The organism is Pseudomonas sp. TJI-51 (genome assembly GCF_000190455.2).
GTDB lineage: Bacteria > Pseudomonadota > Gammaproteobacteria > Pseudomonadales > Pseudomonadaceae > Aquipseudomonas > Aquipseudomonas juntendi.
Map to the genome: position 1 here is coordinate 1 of NZ_AEWE02000065.1, position 18,980 is coordinate 18,980.

At 64.0% G+C, this 18,980-nt stretch carries 13 protein-coding genes and 2 pseudogenes; 7 read left to right on the forward strand and 8 right to left on the reverse strand.

The window, feature by feature from the left end; all coding sequences use genetic code 11:
* Window positions 1-41: 41 nt before the first annotated feature.
* Window positions 42-1,495: pseudogene (locus tag G1E_RS14810) on the reverse strand (PLP-dependent aminotransferase family protein).
* 325 nt (window positions 1,496-1,820) lie between these two features.
* On the opposite strand from G1E_RS14810, the gene G1E_RS14815 reads away from it, so the two are divergent.
* Complete coding sequence (locus G1E_RS14815; protein ID WP_009685581.1) at window positions 1,821-3,233, forward strand: amino acid permease; 1,413 nt, start codon at window positions 1,821-1,823, stop codon at window positions 3,231-3,233.
* 3 nt (window positions 3,234-3,236) lie between these two features.
* Here the strand turns inward: G1E_RS14815 and G1E_RS14820 are convergent, their stop codons facing one another.
* Window positions 3,237-3,416, reverse strand: coding sequence for a hypothetical protein (locus G1E_RS14820; protein ID WP_009685580.1), 180 nt, complete (start codon window positions 3,414-3,416; stop codon window positions 3,237-3,239).
* Window positions 3,417-3,527: 111 nt separating this feature from the next.
* On the opposite strand from G1E_RS14820, the gene tam reads away from it, so the two are divergent.
* The 4 genes from tam to G1E_RS14840 all read left to right on the forward strand — a co-directional run bounded on the left by tam (window position 3,528) and on the right by G1E_RS14840 (window position 7,805).
* Window positions 3,528-4,304, forward strand: coding sequence for a trans-aconitate 2-methyltransferase (gene tam / locus G1E_RS14825; protein WP_009685579.1), 777 nt, complete (start codon window positions 3,528-3,530; stop codon window positions 4,302-4,304).
* A gap of 153 nt (window positions 4,305-4,457) precedes the next feature.
* On the forward strand, window positions 4,458-5,168 hold the full coding sequence (locus G1E_RS14830; protein ID WP_009685578.1) for a YebC/PmpR family DNA-binding transcriptional regulator: 711 nt from the start codon (window positions 4,458-4,460) through the stop codon (window positions 5,166-5,168).
* Window positions 5,169-5,283: 115 nt separating this feature from the next.
* On the forward strand, window positions 5,284-6,228 hold the full coding sequence (locus G1E_RS14835; protein WP_009685577.1) for a LysR family transcriptional regulator: 945 nt from the start codon (window positions 5,284-5,286) through the stop codon (window positions 6,226-6,228).
* A gap of 164 nt (window positions 6,229-6,392) precedes the next feature.
* The gene (locus G1E_RS14840) at window positions 6,393-7,805 is read left to right on the forward strand and encodes a DOPA decarboxylase (protein WP_047149907.1); all 1,413 of its coding nucleotides are present in this window, start codon (window positions 6,393-6,395) and stop codon (window positions 7,803-7,805) included.
* 33 nt (window positions 7,806-7,838) lie between these two features.
* Here G1E_RS14840 and G1E_RS14845 read toward each other — a convergent pair whose 3' ends face one another.
* Complete coding sequence (locus tag G1E_RS14845) at window positions 7,839-9,212, reverse strand: MFS transporter (protein WP_047149908.1); 1,374 nt, start codon at window positions 9,210-9,212, stop codon at window positions 7,839-7,841.
* Between the two features lie 291 nt (window positions 9,213-9,503).
* Here G1E_RS14845 and quiC point away from each other — a divergent pair, with 291 nt between their 5' ends.
* Entirely contained in the window at window positions 9,504-11,411 is a 1,908-nt protein-coding gene (gene quiC / locus G1E_RS14850) for a 3-dehydroshikimate dehydratase QuiC (protein ID WP_009685572.1), read from the forward strand.
* A gap of 25 nt (window positions 11,412-11,436) precedes the next feature.
* Here quiC and G1E_RS29550 read toward each other — a convergent pair.
* Window positions 11,437-11,550, reverse strand: a pseudogene (locus tag G1E_RS29550) (class I SAM-dependent methyltransferase); the annotation flags it as partial.
* A gap of 6 nt (window positions 11,551-11,556) precedes the next feature.
* The gene (locus tag G1E_RS14855; protein ID WP_009685571.1) at window positions 11,557-12,420 is read right to left on the reverse strand and encodes a sensor domain-containing diguanylate cyclase; all 864 of its coding nucleotides are present in this window, start codon (window positions 12,418-12,420) and stop codon (window positions 11,557-11,559) included.
* Between the two features lie 178 nt (window positions 12,421-12,598).
* On the opposite strand from G1E_RS14855, the gene G1E_RS14860 reads away from it, so the two are divergent.
* Entirely contained in the window at window positions 12,599-13,078 is a 480-nt protein-coding gene (locus tag G1E_RS14860; protein WP_009685570.1) for an isochorismatase family protein, read from the forward strand.
* On the opposite strand, the gene G1E_RS14865 is transcribed toward G1E_RS14860, so the two are convergent.
* The 3 genes from G1E_RS14865 to G1E_RS14875 form a co-directional block, all read right to left on the reverse strand.
* The gene (locus tag G1E_RS14865) at window positions 13,075-15,843 is read right to left on the reverse strand and encodes an amino acid adenylation domain-containing protein (RefSeq protein ID WP_009685569.1); all 2,769 of its coding nucleotides are present in this window, start codon (window positions 15,841-15,843) and stop codon (window positions 13,075-13,077) included. The genes G1E_RS14860 and G1E_RS14865 overlap by 4 nt on opposite strands.
* Window positions 15,844-15,942: 99 nt before the next feature.
* Window positions 15,943-17,124, reverse strand: coding sequence for a hypothetical protein (locus G1E_RS14870; RefSeq protein WP_009685568.1), 1,182 nt, complete (start codon window positions 17,122-17,124; stop codon window positions 15,943-15,945).
* Window positions 17,125-17,278: 154 nt separating this feature from the next.
* The gene (locus G1E_RS14875; RefSeq protein WP_009685567.1) at window positions 17,279-18,898 is read right to left on the reverse strand and encodes an NADP-dependent glyceraldehyde-3-phosphate dehydrogenase; all 1,620 of its coding nucleotides are present in this window, start codon (window positions 18,896-18,898) and stop codon (window positions 17,279-17,281) included.
* Between the last annotated feature and the right edge of the window lie 82 nt (window positions 18,899-18,980).

Below are 18,980 nucleotides of genomic sequence, written 5' to 3' on the forward strand. Positions count from 1 at the left end.
GCGGGCGGCGCTCGATCTCAAGTTCACACGACCGGTATGGCTTAAAGCCCAGCCCGACGCACATGCTTGACCAACACTTTCTCCAGCAACTCCCACATCGCCGGGTCGGTGCTGAACGCCACGTTAAAGCGCATCCAGCCGGTGGCTTTGGCATCGACCATGAACAACTGCCCAGGCCCGAGCATGATGCCTTTCTCCAGCGCGTCGTCCAGCAATGCCGCGCTGTCCGGGAGCGCCGGATGGCGGGTCCAGATGTACATGCCTTCGTCGGATTCGATGAACAATTCGAAGCCCAATCGATGCAGATGCCGGCCAACTTCCTGATGCGCCTCCGCCAGGCGCTGGCGCAGACGCTTGAGGTGCTTGCGCCAGCGGCCGTCGATGACCGCGGCATAGACCACACGCTCCATCACCTGCGATGTGGTCAGGCCCGAACGCATTTTCAGCTGCAGCAGCTTCTGCATCAGCTCGGGGTTGGCCAGCATGTAGCCGACGCGCACATTGGGCGAAATGCTCTTTGAGTAGCTGCCTACGTACACCACCTGCTGCAGGTGGTCGAGGCTGGCCAGGCAGGGCTGCGGCTCGGCGACCATGTCGGCGTACAGGTTGTTCTCGACCAGGCGGAAGCCGTGCTGGCTGGCCAGCTGCNNGGGCGGCCGGGCGGGCGGGCCGCCCCCCCCAGCCGGTGCAGCTGCGGCAGCGGGGTGCGCGAGCAGGTCGGGCTGTGCAAATGCGGCTGGGTGAAGAACGCCGTCGGGCGGTGATGGGCGAGCAACTGCTCCAACTGGTTCAGGTCGTAGCCCGCCGGGGTACGCGGGACGCCGACCAGCGTCGCGCCCTGGGTACGCAAGATGCTCATCAGGTTCGGGTAGCCCGGGTCGTCCACCAGTACCACGTCCCCCGGCCGGACCAGCGTGCGTGCGGCCAGGTCCAGCGCCTGGCTGGCGCCGTGGGTCAGCATCAGCTGTGCCGGGTTGGCCACTATCGACAATTCCTGCTGCAGGTTCTGCGCGGTCAGTGCACGCAGCTCCGGCAGGCCCATGGGGTCGCCATACCCCGACAGTTCCAGCGGGCTGCCAGCCACCTGGCGCAGGCCACGGCGCAGGCCCTCTTCGTACATCCAGTCGTTGGGCAGCCAGCCACATCCGGGTTTGTAGGGCAACTGACGGATCTCGAAGATCTGTTGCAGGTACCACTCGGAGTTGAACGTTGGTCGACTGGTGTCGGCCTCGGCGTTGTGCTGATCCAGCAGCTCGGCTGCCGCGCGGTTGACGAAAAAACCTGCATTGCCCCGGCTCACCAGCAAGCCCTGGGCCACCAGGCGATCGTATGCCTCGACCACGGTGAAGGTACTCACCGAGTAGCTCGCGGCAAAGGCGCGAATCGAGGGCACCTTGGCGCCAGGCTTGAGGGTCTGGTTATCGATCAGCTCGCGCAGCGCGTCGATGATCTGGTTCACCAACGGGGTCGAGGAGTCTGGATGTAGTTCGAGCATTCGGGGCCTTCAGGGTGCGTATCGCCAGGCAATTGCAGGGTGTACTGCATAGGCGACCTGTACAGTGCAGTGCGAGTTTGATGCCACTGTGCATGGCTCTCTGCGTCGGACATTTTTACATTAGGTGTCAGATATCGCCACCAATAGCATGTTCAGTTCGCGCCAGGCGCCAGCCCTGGGGCGCGTCAGCAGGCCGCCATGGAAGGCCTGCGTGTGTTCGCGCACACCATCCTGCCCGCATTAGCACTGATGTACAGGTGAAACCGCCAGCCATCGGGGTTTCACGGTTTTCCTTGGATAAAAAGAAGCACGGGGTACACAACTGATGGACGCAACATCCACTACCACCACCGCGAAAAGCGGGCACGAGAGCAAGCTCAGTGCCTCGCTGAAGTCGCGCCACCTGACGATGATGTCGATCGCCGGGGTTATTGGCGGCGCCTTGTTCGTCGGTTCCGGCAGCGTGATCCACAGCGCCGGCCCAGCCGCTGTCCTGGCCTATCTGGCAGGCGGCATCCTGGTGGTGCTGATCATGCGCATGCTCGGTGAAATGGCGACTTCCTCGCCTGATACCGGCTCGTTCTCCACTTACGCCGACCGCGCCATCGGCCGCTGGGCCGGCTTCACCATTGGCTGGCTGTACTGGTGGTACTGGGTCATTCTGATGGCCTGGGAAGCTTACGTAGCCGGCAAGATCCTCCATGGGTTCTTCCCGGATGTGAGCGTCAACGTGTTCGTGCTGGCCACGACCCTGTTGCTGATCACCGTCAACTTCTTCAACGTCAAGCACTACGGTGAGTTCGAGTTCTGGTTCGCCCTGATCAAGGTGATCGCGATCGTCTGCTTCCTGATCGTGTGTACCGCTGCGGTAACCAACGTCTGGCAATTCGGTGAAGTGCGCGGCATCAGCCACCTCACCGCCGAAGGGTTCATGCCCAACGGCATTACCACGGTCATTGGCGCCTTGCTGGGGGTGATGTTCGCCTTCCTCGGCGCAGAAATCGTCACCATTGCCGCTTCCGAAGCCAAAGACCCGGCCGCTCAGATCGTCAAGGCGACCAACTCGGTGGTGTGGCGGGTGTGCCTGTTCTACGTCGGTTCGATCTTCCTGATCGTCTGCCTGGTACCGTGGAACGACCCGCACCTGGGGGTTTCCGGCTATGGCGCCTACCGCCGTACCTTGGAGCTGCTGGGCGTGCCGTACGCCGAACTGCTGATGAACTTCGTGGTACTGACCTCGGTCAGCAGCTGCCTGATCTCTGGCCATTACACCGCTTCGCGCATGCTGTTCTCGCTGGCCCAGCGGGGCGATGCACCGTCGTTCTTCAAGATCACCCGCGCCGGCACCGGTGTACCGGTGTACGCGATCATGGGTTCGTGCGCGGTGGCCGTGGTCTGCGCGCTGATCAACTTCAGCGAGACCCTGCGCCCCAAAGACGTGCTGGAAACCCTGATGAACACCACTGGCATGATTGCCCTGCTGGTGTACCTGGTGATCGCTTTCTCGCAGCTGCGCATGCGCCGCAAGCTGATCGCCGAGGGCAAGGAAGTGCGCCTGAAGATGTGGTTGTTCCCTTGGCTGACCTACCTGGTCATCGCCTTCATCGTGGCGGCACTGGTCACCATGGCCTTCATGCCTGACTACCAGATCCTGGTGATCTCCACCGGTGTGGCGGCGGCCATCGTGGTGGCCATGGGTGTGGTGCACCAGATCCGCTCTGGCAGCAAGCAGCACTAAGCGTCACTCGCGCTTGGAAACGGCCGGCTCCCGTGGGGACCCGGCCGTTTCGCGTTGTTGGGCCTGGGTTTTTTCGGCGGGCATGTGAAAGCCCTGGTTCATCCACGGTGAGCCGAGCAGGGCGGCGGCCGCGATCAGGGCCAGGATGGCAATGGCGATATAGGTTTTCAGGTGGCTGCGCATACAGCAGATGACCCTGCACCCAGCCAGACAGTTCATTGCGTGTGCCGCAACGAACGCGCCGGCCGCCACATGGCGTATGCTCCACTTATCACCCGCCTGGAGGAGCTGCACATGGCCTGGTCCGCCACCCAGTATTCGCTGTTCGAAGACGAACGTACCCGCGCCGTGCGCGACCTGCTGGCCGCCGTGCCGTCACGCCCGGTACGCCACGCCACCGACCTGGGTTGCGGCCCTGGCAACTCCACCGAGGTACTGCTGCAACGTTACCCCGATGCCCAGGTAATGGCGCTGGACAGCGACCCGGACATGATTGCCAAGGCCCGGGAACGCAAACGCTTGTGCATCCCCCGGGTGCGCACGGTGGTTGCCGACATCAGCGGCTGGTCGGCCCCGGAGCCGCAGGACCTGATCCTTGCCAATGCCTCGCTGCAGTGGGTGCCCGAGCATGCCAAGCTGTACCCGCACCTGGTGCGCCAGTTGAGCGAAGGCGCCAGCCTGGCGGTGCAGACCCCGGACAACCTCGATGAGCCGGCCCACCGGCAATTGCGCGAGATTGCCAGCCAGGGCCCGTGGGCCGAGAAGTTCGCCGACCTGCAACTGCCACCCCGGCACGGGGCGGCCTTTTACTACGACCTGCTCAGCCCGCTGTGCGCGCGGGTCGATGTGTGGCGCACCACCTATCACCACCCGCTGGTGGGCGGCGCCGAGGCGGTGGTGGAGTGGTTCAAAGGTTCGGCTTTGCGCCCTTACCTGGCCAGGCTCGATGAGCGGGCGCAGGGTGATTTCCTGCAGATGTACCTGCAGGCCATGCAGCGCGACTATCCGCCGGCCACCGATGGCAAGGTGCTGTTGCCGTTCCCGAGGCTGTTCGTGATCGCTACCCGCTAGGGGCAGTTCAGTGCCAGGCGGCTGCCAGGGCGGCAGGCAAGCGGATCGAGGCTGATGAGATTTCTTGTCGAACCCATGCGCGAGGGCGTATAAACTGCACCCACTTTTGGCCGGTCGCTTCCTGAACCGGCCGCTGAAACAAAGAGAGTCGACATGGGCGCACAGTGGAAAGCCAAGCATAGAGAAACAGCTGCCAATGCCAAGGGCAAGATCATGGGCAAGCTGGCCAAGGAAATTCAGATTGCGGCCAAATCTGGCGCCGACCCGGACATGAACCCGCGCCTGCGTCTGGCCATCGTCCAGGCCAAGAAAGCCTCGATGACCCGTGAAACCCTGGAACGCGCCATCAAGAAAGGCGCTGGCCTGGACGGCGAGGCCGTGCAGTACCATGCCGTCAGCTACGAAGGGTTTGCCCCGCACCAGGTGCCGCTGATCGTCGAGTGCCTCACCGACAACGTCAACCGCACCGTTGCGCAGATCCGCGTGCTGTTCCGCAAGGGCCAGCTGGGCGCAAGCGGTTCGGTGACCTGGGACTTCAACCATGTCGGCCTGATCGAAGCCACCCCCGAAGGCGATGCCGACCCGGAAATGGCCGCGATCGAAGCCGGTGCCCAGGACTTCGAAGAAGGTGAAGAAGAGGGCTCGACCCTGTTCATTACCGACACTACCGACCTGGACGCGGTGCAGAAGGCCCTGCCCGAGCATGGCTTCACCGTGACCTCGGCGAAAATCGGCTATACCCCGAAAAACCCGGTGAGCGCGGCCAGCCTGAGCGCCGAAGCGCTGGCTGAGGTTGAAGCGTTCCTCGAAGCGATCGACGAGAACGATGATGTGCAGAATGTTTATGTTGGTCTGACCGACTGATCTGTGCAATTGGGGCCGCTTTGCGGCCCATCGCGTCGCAAGGCCGCTTCTGTAGGCGCGGCCTTGTATCGCGAAACGAGGGCGAAGCCCTCGCAGCGGTCCGGAGCCGAACCCGATGAACCCCACCTTCGCCTCCCTCAGCCTCACCCACCTGCGCACCCTCGACCACCTGCTGCAGCTGAAGAACCTCAGCCACGCTGCCGAGCGCCTCGGCGTCAGCCAGCCGGCCCTGAGCCGCCAGCTGGCCCTGCTGCGCGAAGCGTTCGGCGACCCCTTGCTGGTTCGCCAAGGCCGTGGCTACGTGCTCAGCGAACACGCCGAAACCCTGGTCGAGCCCCTGCGGCAAGTGCTTGAAGAGCTGCAGGCCCTGCGTCAGCCTGCAGTCTTCGACCCGGCCCGCTGCGAGCGGCGCTTCTGCCTGGCTGCCTCGGACTACGTGGCCGAACACATGCTGCCGTTGCTGGTGGCTGCGCTGGAACAGGAAGCGCCGGGGGTTTCCCTGGAATACCGCACCTGGCAGGCCGGCCAGTACGCCTTGCTGGCCAGCGGCGAGATCGACCTGGCGACCACGCTGTTCGACGAGTCGCCACCCAACCTGCACGGGCGCCTGCTGGGTGAGGACCGCGCGGTGTGCCTGATGCGCCGCGACCATCCGCTGACGGCGCAAGCCACCCTCAGCCAGGCGGACTACCTGGCGCACAAGCACGTGCGGATTTCCGGTGGCGGCGACAAGGACAGCTTCATCGACCGCCACCTGCGCGCCCAGGGCCTGCAGCGGCGGGTCAGCCTGGAGGTGCCGTTCTTCTGTGCCACGGTCAAGGTGGTTGCCGGCAGCCAGGCCGTGGCCACCGTCCCCGAGCACATCGCCCGGCAACTGAGCCGCTTGCATGGCCTGGCTTGGCGGCCGCTGGGCTTTATCGACCATAGTCAGCGCTACTGGGTGGTGTGGCACCAGCGTTTGCAGGCCTCGGCCGAGCACCGCTGGTTACGCAACCGGGTATTCGAGTTGTGGCGCCAGTCGCAGTTCGGCGTGCAGGGTGGGCATGCGCGTTTGCCATAGCAACTATGCGTGACATGGGGTTATTCGTCTGGGTATAGGCGCCTAGACTGGGGGCATTGTGTTGCCTGTGCTGGCCCTGTCCAAGCCAGCGTCCTGTTCTGTGGGCGCTGGCTTGCCTGCGATGGGGCCATAACAGGCTACGGATGACCCAAAGGAGAGCCCGCGTGACCCCCGAACAATTCCGCCAATACGGCCACCAGCTGATCGACCTGATCGCCGACTACCGCCAGACCGTGGGCGAGCGCCCGGTCATGGCCCAGGTCGAACCCGGTTACCTCAAGGCCGCCTTGCCAGGGCAAGCCCCCCAGCAAGGTGAACCCTTCGAGGCCATTCTCGACGACGTCAACGCACTGCTCATGCCTGGCCTGTCCCACTGGCAGCACCCTGACTTCTATGGCTACTTCCCCTCCAATGGCACCTTGTCCTCGGTACTGGGTGACTTCCTCAGTACCGGCCTGGGTGTGCTTGGCCTGTCATGGCAGTCCAGCCCGGCCTTGAGCGAACTGGAAGAAACCACCCTCGACTGGCTGCGCCAGTTGCTGGGTTTGTCCAGCCAATGGAGCGGGGTCATCCAGGACACCGCCTCGACCAGCACCCTGGTGGCGTTGATCAGCGCGCGCGAACGCGCCACCGATTACGCTTTGGTGCGGGGTGGCCTGCAGGCCGAAGCCAGGCCATTGATCGTGTATGTCAGTGCCCACGCCCACAGCTCGGTGGACAAGGCCGCGCTGCTGGCCGGGTTCGGGCGTGACAACATTCGCCTGATCCCCACCGACGAACACTACGCGCTGCGCCCGCAGGCCTTGCAGGCGGCCATCGAGCAGGACCTGGCTGCCGGCAACCAGCCCTGCGCCGTCGTGGCCACCACCGGCACCACCACCACCACAGCCGTGGACCCGCTGCGCCCGATCGGCGAAATTGCCCAGGCCCACGGCCTGTGGCTGCACGTCGACTCGGCCATGGCCGGTTCGGCGATGATCCTGCCGGAATGCCGCTGGATGTGGAACGGCATCGAGCTGGTCGACTCGGTGGTGGTCAATGCGCACAAGTGGCTGGGCGTGGCGTTCGATTGCTCGATCTATTACGTGCGCGACCCGCAGCACCTGATCCGAGTGATGAGCACCAACCCCAGCTACCTGCAGTCGGCAGTGGATGGCGAGGTGAAGAACCTGCGTGACTGGGGCATCCCGCTGGGGCGCCGGTTCCGCGCGTTGAAACTGTGGTTCATGTTGCGCAGCGAGGGCGTGGAAGCGTTGCAGGCGCGGCTGCGACGCGACCTGGACAATGCCCGCTGGCTGGCAGGGCAGGTCAGCGCTGCGCAGGGTTGGGAGCTGTTGGCGCCCGTGCAGTTGCAGACCTTGTGCATTCGTCATCGGCCGCAGGGGCTGGAGGGCGAGGCGTTGGACACGTACACCCAGGCTTGGGCGCAGCGGCTCAACGCCAGCGGTGATGCCTACGTGACCCCGGCGACGCTGGATGGCCGCTGGATGGTACGGGTGTCGATCGGCGCCTTGCCGACCGAGCGGGGCGATGTGGAGCGGCTGTGGGCGCGCTTGCAGGGCGTGGTTCAGGGCTGAAATGGCTGGGGCCGCTTTGCGGCCCCGCGCCTGTCAGTGGCTTACCGCCTGGACGCTGCCTTTACGGCTGGCTTCATAGGCTTCCTTTTCCATCGGCTTGGCCTGCGGGTTACCCAGGTCTTCCATCGCCAGGCGATGGGTTTCCGGGGCAATGTAGGCCGCCAGGGCACACACGCAAGTGATGAAGAACGCCAACCCACCGATCACCAGCGGGATGTTGTCCGAGCCGGGTGGCGCAACCAGGGCGAACAGCGCCGGCAACATGGCGGTCAGCATGGTGCCGATGTTCTGCGCAATGGCCATGGCCGAAACGCGGTAGCGGGTTTGGAACAACTCAGGGTAGAAGCTTGGGAATACCGCGTTGTAACCCTGGTAGACCATGCCCCACATGACGATCGAGGTGATGAATGCCAGTGGCACGTTCTGAATGCTGATCGCATACAGGTAGACGAACGCCAGCAGGCCCGAGCCCAGGCAGCCGGCAATCATGGTCGGGCGGCGGCCGATCTTGTCCGACAGGTTGCCGACGAACGGAATCACCAGCACCGCGACGATGTTGCCGACCACGGGGATCCACAGGTAAACGCTCTTGTCGAAGCCGATGCCATAGGCCGGCTGCACCGCGTAGGCCGCACCGAAGATGGTGGCGACTACCGGAATCACGTTCATCAGGGCCATGAACATCACCAGCACCATGTGCTTCCAGCTGTGGCGGAACGCTTCGCTGATCGGCGACTTGGCCACTTTGTCCTGTTTCTCTTCCTTCACGAATGCCGGGGTTTCATGCACTTCCTTGCGGATGATGAAACCGGCGATCAGCACGATGGCGCTCATCAGGAAGGGAATGCGCCAGCCCCAGTCATTGAAGGCCTCGCTGGGCATGAAGTACGCCAGTGGCAGGGAGACCGCCGCTGCCATGACCTGGCCCGCCTGTACACCCTGCAGGGTGAAGCTGGCGTAGTAGCCCCTTCGGCCGAAGGGCGCGTGCTCCATGATCATCGAACTGGCGCCGGAAATTTCCCCGGCCACGGCGAAGCCCTGGATCAGGCGCAGCACCACCAGCAAGGCCGGTGCCAGGAAGCCGATGTCGTGGTAGGTAGGCAGCAGGCCCACGGCCATGGTCGACAGGCCCATCAGGAACATGCACAGCAGCAACACGTTCTTGCGGCCACGGGTATCACCCCAGTGGCCCAGCACGAAGGCGCCCACCGGGCGCGCCAGGTAACCCACGCCATAGGTGGCCAGCGAAGCGATGATGGCCATTTTCGGGTCGGTATTGGGGAAGAAGATCTGCGGGAAAATCAGTGCAGCGGCCTGGGCATAGATGAAAAAGTCGTAGTACTCGAGTGCCGAGCCTATCCATCCACTGGCGGTCGCTTTTTTTGCTTGCGAGCTGGAGTGAGCCATCGTTGTCTCCGTTGTTATTGTTGTTTGCGCAGGTTCCGCCAGGGGTGTTTGCCAAGGCAGGAGGCAGCGGTCGGTGTGCCTGCGTCTGTGGATCATGTTGACCACGGGCCAGTTGACTGGCAATTCGCTAAAACGGGTTTTGTGCGATAATCGAACGCAAAACTAACCATTCCGTACAAAGAGATTGAAGCAGCGACTCTACCTGCGAATAATCGATCGTGCCATAAACTGTGACAGGTCTTTCTGCCTGTCTGGCACTGTATACCTTCCAAACAACAAGGAACTCCCGCCATGCAGCGTTCGATCGCTACCGTGTCCTTGAGCGGCACCCTGCCGGAAAAGCTCGAAGCCATCGCCGCCGCCGGTTTCGACGGCGTCGAGATCTTCGAAAATGACCTGCTCTACTATGCCGGCAGCCCCCGCCAGGTGCGGCAGATGTGCGCCGACCTGGGTATTGCCATTACCTTGTTCCAGCCGTTTCGTGATTTCGAAGGCTGCCGCCGCGACCGCCTGCAGAAAAACCTGGACCGCGCCGAGCGCAAGTTCGACCTGATGCAGGAGCTGGGTACTGACCTGGTGCTGGTGTGCAGCAACGTCCAGGCCGATGCCCTGGGCGATGAACAGGTGCTGGTCGACGACCTGCGGCTGCTTGCCGAACATGCTGGCAAGCGTGGCCTGCGTATCGGTTACGAAGCGCTGGCCTGGGGCCGCCACGTCAACACCTACCAGCAGGTCTGGAACCTGGTGCGCCAGGCCGACCACCCGGCCCTCGGGGTAATCCTCGACAGTTTCCATACCTTGTCGCTGAAGGGCGACCCGCGCGCGATCCGCGACATCCCTGGCGACAAGATTTTCTTCGTACAGATGGCTGACGCACCGATCCTGGCCATGGACGTGCTGGAGTGGAGCCGCCACTTCCGCTGCTTCCCGGGGCAAGGCGAAATGGACATGGCCGGCTTCCTCGCGCCGATCCTGGCCACCGGCTACCGTGGCCCGCTGTCGCTGGAAATCTTCAATGACGGCTTCCGTGCAGCGCCCACCCGGCAGAACGCCGCCGACGGCCTGCGCTCGTTGTTGTACCTGGAAGAGCAAACCCGGCTGCGCCTGGAACAGGAAAATACCCCGATCGAGCCTGGCGTACTGTTCACCCCGCCCGCGGCCAGTGGCTATGACGGCGTCGAGTTCCTGGAATTTGCGGTCGACGAGGCCGTCGGCGCGCGCCTGGGCAGTTGGCTGAAACGGCTGGGCTTTGCCGAAGCGGGCAAGCACCGCAGCAAGGAAGTGCAACTGCTGCGCCAGGGCGATATCAACATCGTGTTGAACGCAGAGCCTTACTCCTTTGGCCACAACTTCTTCGAAGCCCATGGCCCGTCATTGTGCGCCACCGCGCTGCGGGTCAAGGACCAGCAGGCTGCGCTCAAGCGTGCCACTGCCTACCGTGGCCAGCCGTTCCGCGGCCTGGTCGGCCCCAACGAGTGCGAGGTGCCAGCGGTACGCGCACCCGATGGCAGCCTGTTGTACCTGGTAGAGCAGGGCACCGCCGGGCATACCCTGTATGACACCGACTTCAGCCTGGACCCGAGCGTGACCGCCACCGGTGGCCTGCGCCGCATCGACCACATGGCCCTGGCGCTGCCAGCCGAGTCGCTGGACAGCTGGGTGTTGTTCTACAAGAGCCTGTTCGATTTCGCCGCCGACGACGAGGTGGTGCTGCCCGACCCGTACGGCCTGGTCAAGAGCCGCGCCCTGCGCAGCCAGTGCGGCACCTTGCGCCTGCCGCTGAACATTTCGGAAAACCGCAACACCGCCATTGCCCATGCGCTGTCCAGCTACCGCGGTTCCGGGGTGCACCATATTGCCTTCGATTGCGACGACATCTTCAGCGAAGTGGCGCGCGCCAAGCTGGCCGGTGTGCCGTTGCTGGAAATTCCGCTGAACTACTATGACGACCTGGCGGCGCGCTTCGATTTCGACGACGAGTTCCTCAGCGAGTTGGCTTACTACAACGTGCTCTATGACCGCGACGCCCAGGGTGGCGAGCTGTTCCATGTGTACACCGAGCCATTCGAAGAGCGCTTTTTCTTCGAGATCATCCAGCGCAAGGGGGGGTATAGCGGCTACGGTGCGGCTAACGTCGCGGTGCGCCTGGCGGCCATGGCCAAAGCCCGGAGCGGCGCGGTGCGCAAGCCAGTGCTCTGACTACACGGTGCCCTGGAGCCTGGGCGTCAGTCACCTCGCGGCGGCGCGCGATGGCGCCGCTGCGTACTGCGTCAATCCAGGCCTGGGCATTGTGCTGCCAGCTGTCGAGCAAAGCGTCTTCAGGGTCGCGCCTGTTCATCTGTGTTCAGCCTGCCGCGGTGCGTTGCCGTTTGACCCGGTACATGTGGCCGTCAGCATGGCGCAGCAGCATATCGGCATCGGTGCCGTCTTCGGGGAAGCGCGCGATGCCGATGCTGCAGGAAGGTGCCTGGAGCCCGGCCAACTCGGCATCCAGCGGCTCGGCCATGACGGCCAGGATATGCTGCACCTGTGCGGCCACGACCTCGGCTGACGGGCAATCGGGCAACAGCACGGTGAACTCGTCACCGCCCATCCGCGCCACCGTCGCGCTGCCCGCTACGCAGCTTTCCAGGCGCCGGGCCAGTGTGCACAGTACCCGGTCGCCCACGCTGTGGCCGTGGTTATCGTTGATCTGCTTGAAATCGTTGATATCGATAAACAGCAATGCCAATGGGCGGTCATGGCGCCGGGCGCTGGCCAGGGCGGCGTCCAGCCGTTGGTTGAACATGGCCCGGTTGGCCAGCCGGGTCAGCGGGTCGTGATGCGCCAGAAAGCGCAGCTCGGCTTCGGCCTGGTGCTGGGCGGTAATGTCACGCGCCACGCCGATGCGGGCCTGAGCCTCATCTGACCAGCAGGCTGCCCAGAGTATATGCACCACGCCACCGTCCTTGCGGATGTAACGGTTGTGGAAGTCGTAATGCGGTTGGCCATTCATGACCCGCAGGATCGAAGCGCGAGTGGTTGCCAGGTCTTCGGGGTGCATGTAGTCGGTAATTGCGGTACCGACCAGCTCGCATGCCCGGTAGCCCAGCAGCGCTTCGCAGGCATCGCTGACAAAGATGATCTGGTTGTCCCGGTCGACCACGAAGACCGTGTCGAGCATCAGGTGGATCAGCCTGGGGTACAACGCGTGCAGGTCTACGGGCATGGTTCACGGCGTCCTCGGCGGGATGCCCGATCATAGCTGAAACAGCGCCGGATGTGACCGGGGGGCAAGCCTCTGCAGGGTGGTTTGGCCGTGCCTGAGCGCCAGCCAGGCGTGGGCAGCCACCGCGGCCGTGCAGGCGCGGTATACTCCGCGCTTTTGCCCGTGCCGGAATTCGCCCATGCGCCAGGTGTTGTTAATCGTCGATGTCCAGTCCACCTTCAGCCCGCCCGAGTGGCTGGTCGATGGGCTGCGGCGGTTGTCAGCCAATATTCCTACCGTAGCCTCGGTCGAATTGCACGACGAGCGGGTCACGCCGTTTGCCCGCCAGCTTGGCTGGCACCCGGCGGCAGAGGACGAAAGCCTGGTGGAGGCTGACCAGGTGTTCGTCAAGCATGGTTACGGGCAAAGCGCCGAAGCGATCGCGTACATCCGGCAAATGGGCGTGGAGCGCGTGCTGGTGTGTGGCCTGCAGACCGAAACCTGTGTGCTGGCCGCCGGCTTTGCCCTGTTCGATGCTGGGCTGATGCCTACCCTGGTCACCGACATGACGGTCGGCTCCTCGCTGGACCGTTCCGGCAAGCTTGGCATCGAGCTATGGCAGCACCACTTCCGCCAGGTCACCACGTCGGCTGAAGTCCTGGCTGAACTGGCGGGCTAGGTCACGCGTTGCACCCCGTCATCATCCCCGCGCGTTTTTCGGCCAGCCCGCCAGCGGCTGAGCAGCCAGCGCGTGCTCGTATTCCACGCGACACTCACGGCCACGCCCCCGGCGATGGCCAAGGCAACCTCGAACAGCAGGTAGGGGGCGATACGGTCCGCCACCGACTGGAACTGGAAGTGCGTCAGGTAGATGAACAGGGTGGCCGAAGCAATCACCGCACCCGCACGTGCCAGCCAGGCCGGTACGGGGACTGCGCGCAGCCAGATCAGCGCCAGCATCGCCGGCAAGGCAATATCGACGTAGTGGGTGACGGCCTGCCAGCCAATACCGGCCACCGCCATCAGGTCCAGTTCTGCAACCACCAGCACCGCTACCGCGCTGGCCAACGCTTTGCGTGCGGGGGTATCGGCATGGTGCACGGCCATGCCCAGCACCATCACCGCCAGGAAGTGTTGCGGCACCCGGTGCAGCAGGCCACTGGCGTCGAACACCCAGCGGTCGAGTAACACATCCACCGCTACCAGCGTACAGGCAGCCATGATCAGCCAGCGGAACGGGGCAGCGTTGACGGCCTGGCGTACCCGCTTGCTCGACAGCACCAGGCCAATGATCACGATCATCTGCACCAGCACTTCGATATACCAGTAGTTGAACAGGCCAACCTCGCCGGTCGCAAACCAGTTGGACACCAATAGCAGCGTTTGCCAGTGCACCCGGTCGAACACCAGTTGCAGCAGAGCGGTATACAGCACGGTCGGCACCACGATGGCGGCCAGGGACGGCAGCAGTGTGCGTGCATCCCCCCGGGTTTCAATGGCCTTGAGCTGGAAACGCGCCAGGCTGATGCCAGAGACCAGGAACAGTACCGACGTTTCGCCCACGATCGGCCAAGGGGTCATGCCGCTGAGGTGGCCGACCACGATCAGGATGATGGCGAGCATACGCACGAACACCGGCATTTCCATGACCCGCCACCCGCCTTCATGCGGTGCGCTGAGCTCGGCCAGCTGGTTGACCGGCAGGCTTTCCCAACGGTCTGGCAGGTGGCCGATCAACCGCTCGAGCACCCTCGAGGCCTGTACGAATGAAAGCGAGTCACCGCCCAGCTCGACAAAGCTCAAGCGTGGGTCCAGGCGCGGCACCCGCAGTATTCGTGCCCACTCGCTGCAGAGCTTCTCGGCCAGCGCTGACGAGGGTTGGCTGGTCGGCGCTTGAACCGGGGCGGGCAGGGCGCGTTTGTCGACCTTGCCGTTCGGGGTGAGCGGTATGGCCTGCACGAAGATGAACAGTGCCGGCACCATGTAGTCCGGCAATTGGCGGGCGATAGCCAGGCGCAGGTCGTCGGCGCTGCCGGGCTGATGCAACACGCAGTAGGCAATCAGGCGGGGCAATGGGTGGTCATGGTTGGCCAGTACTACGCACTGCCGGACGGCAGGCAGGCGGCTGATGGTGTTTTCTATCTCCGCCAGTTCCACGCGGTGCCCCCGCACTTTCACCTGGCCGTCAGCCCGGCCGAGGAAACAGGCACTGCCATCGGCCAGGTAAGTGCCCAAGTCGCCAGTGCGGTAGCAGCGGTCGCTGGCCAGCCCGGTGAACGGGTTGGTGATGAACCTGGCTTCGGTCAGCGCCGGGTCGCCCCAATAGCCAAGGGACAGATAGGGGCTGCGGATCAGGATTTCGCCGGTTTCACCTTCGCCCACCAGTTGCCCGGCCGCGTTCACGACCAGCAGTTGCGCATCGGCGATGCCTTTGCCCAGGGGCACCCGGGCCTGTTCCGCGGTCGGGTCGAGCGTGTGGTACGCCATGGCTTGCGGGGTTTCGGTGGTGCCATAGAAATTTACGTTGACGGCATTCGGCGCCACGGCACGCATTTGCTGGTACAGCGCCGGGCTGAGTGCATCGCCGCCCCAGAACAGGTAACGCAGTTGCCTGAACAGCTGGCCCTGCAGCTGCGCGCCGGTCTCGATCAGCTTGCCAAGCGGTGGGGTGAGGTGAATGACGCTGACGCGGTGCAACGCAATCCAGCTGGCCAGCTGTGCAGGGTCGGTAAGGCTGGCCTGGGCCGGGCAGGCAATGCTGGCGCCCAGCGACAGTGGCGTGAATACATCGCGGTAAACCGGGTCGTGGCCGAGGCCGGACAGTAGCGAGAACGTGTCGGCCTGGGTCAGCCCGTGCTGGTGCACATGCCAGTCGATGAAGTGCACCAGCGGCGCGTGATGGGTAACGATCGCCTTGGGCTCGCCGGTGCTGCCCGAGGTGAAGGTGATGTAGGCCGGTTGCCCTGCGCTGACCGCGGGCAGTTGCGCCGTTGGCCGGTCAAAGGCATGCAGTGCCTCGACCGGGTCCTGGGGCACAGTTACCACACAGGCGTCTGCTGCTTCGACGTGTGCCTGGCCACAGCGCAGGACTACCCGAGGTGCCAAGCTGCTGGCGAGCTGTTGCAGGCGGGCGGCAGGGTAGGCCGCATCGGCCACGCTGAACGCCCGCCCGGCGCGCAGGCAGCCAAGCATGGCGTAGACCAGTGCCGCACCCCGCTCGGCAACAATCAGCACACGGTCGTCGCTATTGACGGTTTTTTCCAGCAAATACGCAGCGATACCTTGGCTGATCTGCGCCAGCTGGGCGTATGTGCAAAGCCTGTGCGCGGTGATGATTGCAGGGGCTTCGGGACAACGCTCAGCCTGTTGCAGGAAGGCTTGGTGAATAGGCTGCTCGGCACGGTACTGCAGGCACAGCGTCGGGTTCGGGCGCAGGTCCGGCATGATGGGTTGGGGCTCCGCATGAACGTTTTGCCTGGCTGGTAGCACAACGCTAGTGCAGGCTGGCCCATGGCGCCAATGGGTGCGAACAACAGGCGATGTTCAGCGTTCGCGCATGAAGAACCCGGCAACGAACTTGCGGAAGGTTTCCGGGCTCTTGAAATCGGCGTAGCGCTTGAAGTTCTCCGCGTCCGGCTCGGGGCCCAGCGGTTGCTCCAGGAGCGATATCGACAATACCCGGTCCTGATCCGAGGTCATCACCAACTCGTCTGCCAGCGCGCCGCCGATCACCGGCCGGCGCATCTGCACTTTCACACCCTTGCTGGCCATCCAGTCGACCAGCGACACCAACGCCTTGAGCGGCTCGCGCTCCTCGTCGCGGTACACGGGGAACAGGTGGGCGCGGGACAGCACGGGTACGCTGGCCACATGGATCAGCTCGTAGTAGTGGCTGCCGGCACTGGTCGGCGAGTACAGCATCAGTGCCAGCAGCGGTCCGCTGGTGCGGCTGCCGCCCCAGTACAAGTGATGCCCCTGGAAATCGAACCCGTCTTCGTTGCGGTTGTTGAACAGCTTGCGCCCCTTGATCTGATCGACGCAGTCAAGCAACAGGCCGTGCCGGCGGTGGTTGCCGAACACCTTGGCTTCGCGCAACCGCGCCTTGAGCATCATCATGTGCTTCATGTCCAGGCGGGTTTCCAGGTAGTTGCTGGCCGGCACCCGCTCCAGCAGCGGGTAGCGGCTTGCCACGCTGCGCAGTTCGGCAAACTGCCCGGTCAGGTCCTTCTTCAGGTGCGTGGCATACAGGTTCAGGCCACTGGTCTCAATCCAGGTCAGCAACAGCGCCAGCAGGCGCTGCTGTGCGCGTCGCTCGCTGCCTTCGCCACCGTCGCCAGCGCCGCCGGCACGGAAATCACCAATCAGCCGCAGGGGCGTGTCGGGTGGCAGCCAGGCGGCGGGTGGCGTGGGGTCGTTTTCGCGCTCGGCGGCTTCGCGCTCGTCTTTGCTGAAGGGGCAACCGGCCGCATGCTCGGCGGTCCCCGGGTTGTTCTTCAGGAACAACGTGCCGGTATTGCCATTGAGCGTGACATTGAGCACCGGCAAGGCGTCGTTACGGCAATCGCAGGCCAGCCACTGGTTGGCATTGCGCACCTTCATCAGCAGCTGGTTGGCCTGCAGCAGGCGCGGGCCGCCCAGGGTGCCGGTGGCAAAGCCGACCAGCAGCTCTTCTTCGGCGGGGGTCAGGCTGCGCACCTGGGTGGCGGTTTTGTCGATGATTCGCATGAAGCAGCTCCAAGCTACGAGCCTCAAGCTTCAAGCAAAGCGCTGCCGCTTTCAACTGGCCGCTCGGTTACCGCCGAGTCGATGCTCCTGGCAATGGGCACCGGTGCGGTGCCCTGTTGCCTGGAATCGGTCATGCAGGCGCAAAAGCGAGCGGTCAGAAGATGTAGTCCGTGGTCAGGAAGCTGGACTGGCGATTGCGAATGATGTCGCTGATCAGTTCCTTGTTGGCGTCCTGGAAGCGTGTGGCGACCAGGGTACGGATCGAGAATACCCGCAAGGCATCATCCACCGACAACGTGCCTTCGGCGCTGTTCTTGCGGCCGTTGAACGGGTAGGTGTCAGGGCCACGCTGGCATTGCGCGTTGATGTTGATGCGCCCGACCTGGTTGGCGAATATATCGACCAGGCTGCCGATGGTCTGCGGGTCGTTGCCGAACAGGCTCAGTTGCTGGCCGTAGTCAGAGTCCAGCACATAGTCGATCACCGTTTGCAGGTCGCGGTAGGGCACCACCGGTACCAGCGGGCCGAACTGTTCTTCGTGGTACACCCGCATGCTGTGGTTGACCGGGTACAACAGCGCCGGGAAGAAGAACGAGCCGCGGCTGTGGCCGCCGCCTTCGTTGAGTACCTGGGCGCCCTTGGCCCTGGCATCGGCGACCAGGCCATCGAGGTAGTCGATCTTGCCGGGTTCGGGCAGGGGTGTCAGGGCCACCCCAGGTTCCCACGGCATGCCGGGCTTGAGCGCGGCCAGCTTGCGCTGGAACTTGTCGAGGAAGGCCTCGACCACGTCCTCGTGCACAAACAGGATCTTCAGTGCCGTGCAGCGCTGGCCGTTGAATGACAGCGCACCGGTCACCGCTTCTTCGACCGCGTTGTCGAGGTCGACCTGCGGCAGCACGATGCCCGGGTTCTTGGCATCCAGGCCCAGGGCCGCGCGCAGGCGGTGCGGGCGTGGGTGCAGTTTTTTCAGGTCGCTGGCAGCCTTGTGCGTGCCGATGAAGGCGAACACGTCGACCTTGCCACTGGCCATCAGTGCGCTGACCGTTTCGCGGCCGCGCCCGTAGATGACGTTGATCACCCCAGGCGGGAAGCTGTCGCGGAACGCTTCGAGCAGCGGGCGGATCAGCAGCACGCCGAACTTGGCCGGTTTGAACACCACGGTGTTACCCATGATCAGCGCCGGGATCAGCGTGGTGAAGGTTTCGTTCAGCGGGTAGTTGTAGGGGCCCATGCACAGCGCCACGCCAAGCGGGGCCCGGCGGATCTGGCCCAGCGTGCCTTGTTCCAGTTCGAAGCGGCTGGAGCGGCGGTCGAGGTCTTTGAGGGCGTTGATGGTATCGACGATGTAGTCGCAGGTACGGTCGAATTCCTTTTCCGAGTCCTTGAGGTTCTTGCCGATCTCCCACATCAGCAACTTGACCACCGCCTGGCGCTGTTCGCGCATACGGGCGAGGAAGGTCTCCACGTGCTGGATACGCTCGGCCACCCGCATGTTCGGCCAGGCGCCACGGCCCTTGTCGTAGGCCTGCACGGCGGCATCGAGGGCGGTGAGGGCGGTATCGGCATCGAGCAAGGGTGCGCTGCCCAGTATGACCTGCTGTTCCTCGTCACCCTGCTTGAGCCACACGGGGCTGCGCACCGTGGCCAGCGGGCCTTCCCAGCGTCGCAGTTGCCCGTTGACCAGGTATTCGCGTTGTTCCAGTGGGCCCCCCAGGCGCCAGGTTTCCGGGATGCTATCAGCGGTGGGGAAGAGTGAATCGAGCAGACGGTCCATGGTTACTGCACCTCACGTTACAGGGCGGATTTCAAGCCAGGTGAATCGCTTCAGCACTGAGCATGCACCGGCGCCGGGAAAA

Excerpts from the sequence above, each read along its gene's own strand:
- G1E_RS14815 (WP_009685581.1), top strand. The coding sequence starts at position 1,821 with ATGGACGCAACATCCACTACCACCACCGCGAAAAGCGGGCACGAGAGC.
- G1E_RS14820 (WP_009685580.1), bottom strand. The coding sequence starts at position 3,416 with ATGCGCAGCCACCTGAAAACCTATATCGCCATTGCCATCCTGGCCCTG.
- tam (WP_009685579.1), top strand. The coding sequence starts at position 3,528 with ATGGCCTGGTCCGCCACCCAGTATTCGCTGTTCGAAGACGAACGTACC.
- G1E_RS14830 (WP_009685578.1), top strand. The coding sequence starts at position 4,458 with ATGGGCGCACAGTGGAAAGCCAAGCATAGAGAAACAGCTGCCAATGCC.
- G1E_RS14835 (WP_009685577.1), top strand. The coding sequence starts at position 5,284 with ATGAACCCCACCTTCGCCTCCCTCAGCCTCACCCACCTGCGCACCCTC.
- G1E_RS14845 (WP_047149908.1), bottom strand. The coding sequence starts at position 9,212 with ATGGCTCACTCCAGCTCGCAAGCAAAAAAAGCGACCGCCAGTGGATGG.
- quiC (WP_009685572.1), top strand. The coding sequence starts at position 9,504 with ATGCAGCGTTCGATCGCTACCGTGTCCTTGAGCGGCACCCTGCCGGAA.
- G1E_RS14855 (WP_009685571.1), bottom strand. The coding sequence starts at position 12,420 with ATGCCCGTAGACCTGCACGCGTTGTACCCCAGGCTGATCCACCTGATG.
- G1E_RS14860 (WP_009685570.1), top strand. The coding sequence starts at position 12,599 with ATGCGCCAGGTGTTGTTAATCGTCGATGTCCAGTCCACCTTCAGCCCG.
- G1E_RS14865 (WP_009685569.1), bottom strand. The coding sequence starts at position 15,843 with ATGCCGGACCTGCGCCCGAACCCGACGCTGTGCCTGCAGTACCGTGCC.
- G1E_RS14870 (WP_009685568.1), bottom strand. The coding sequence starts at position 17,124 with ATGCGAATCATCGACAAAACCGCCACCCAGGTGCGCAGCCTGACCCCC.
- G1E_RS14875 (WP_009685567.1), bottom strand. The coding sequence starts at position 18,898 with ATGGACCGTCTGCTCGATTCACTCTTCCCCACCGCTGATAGCATCCCG.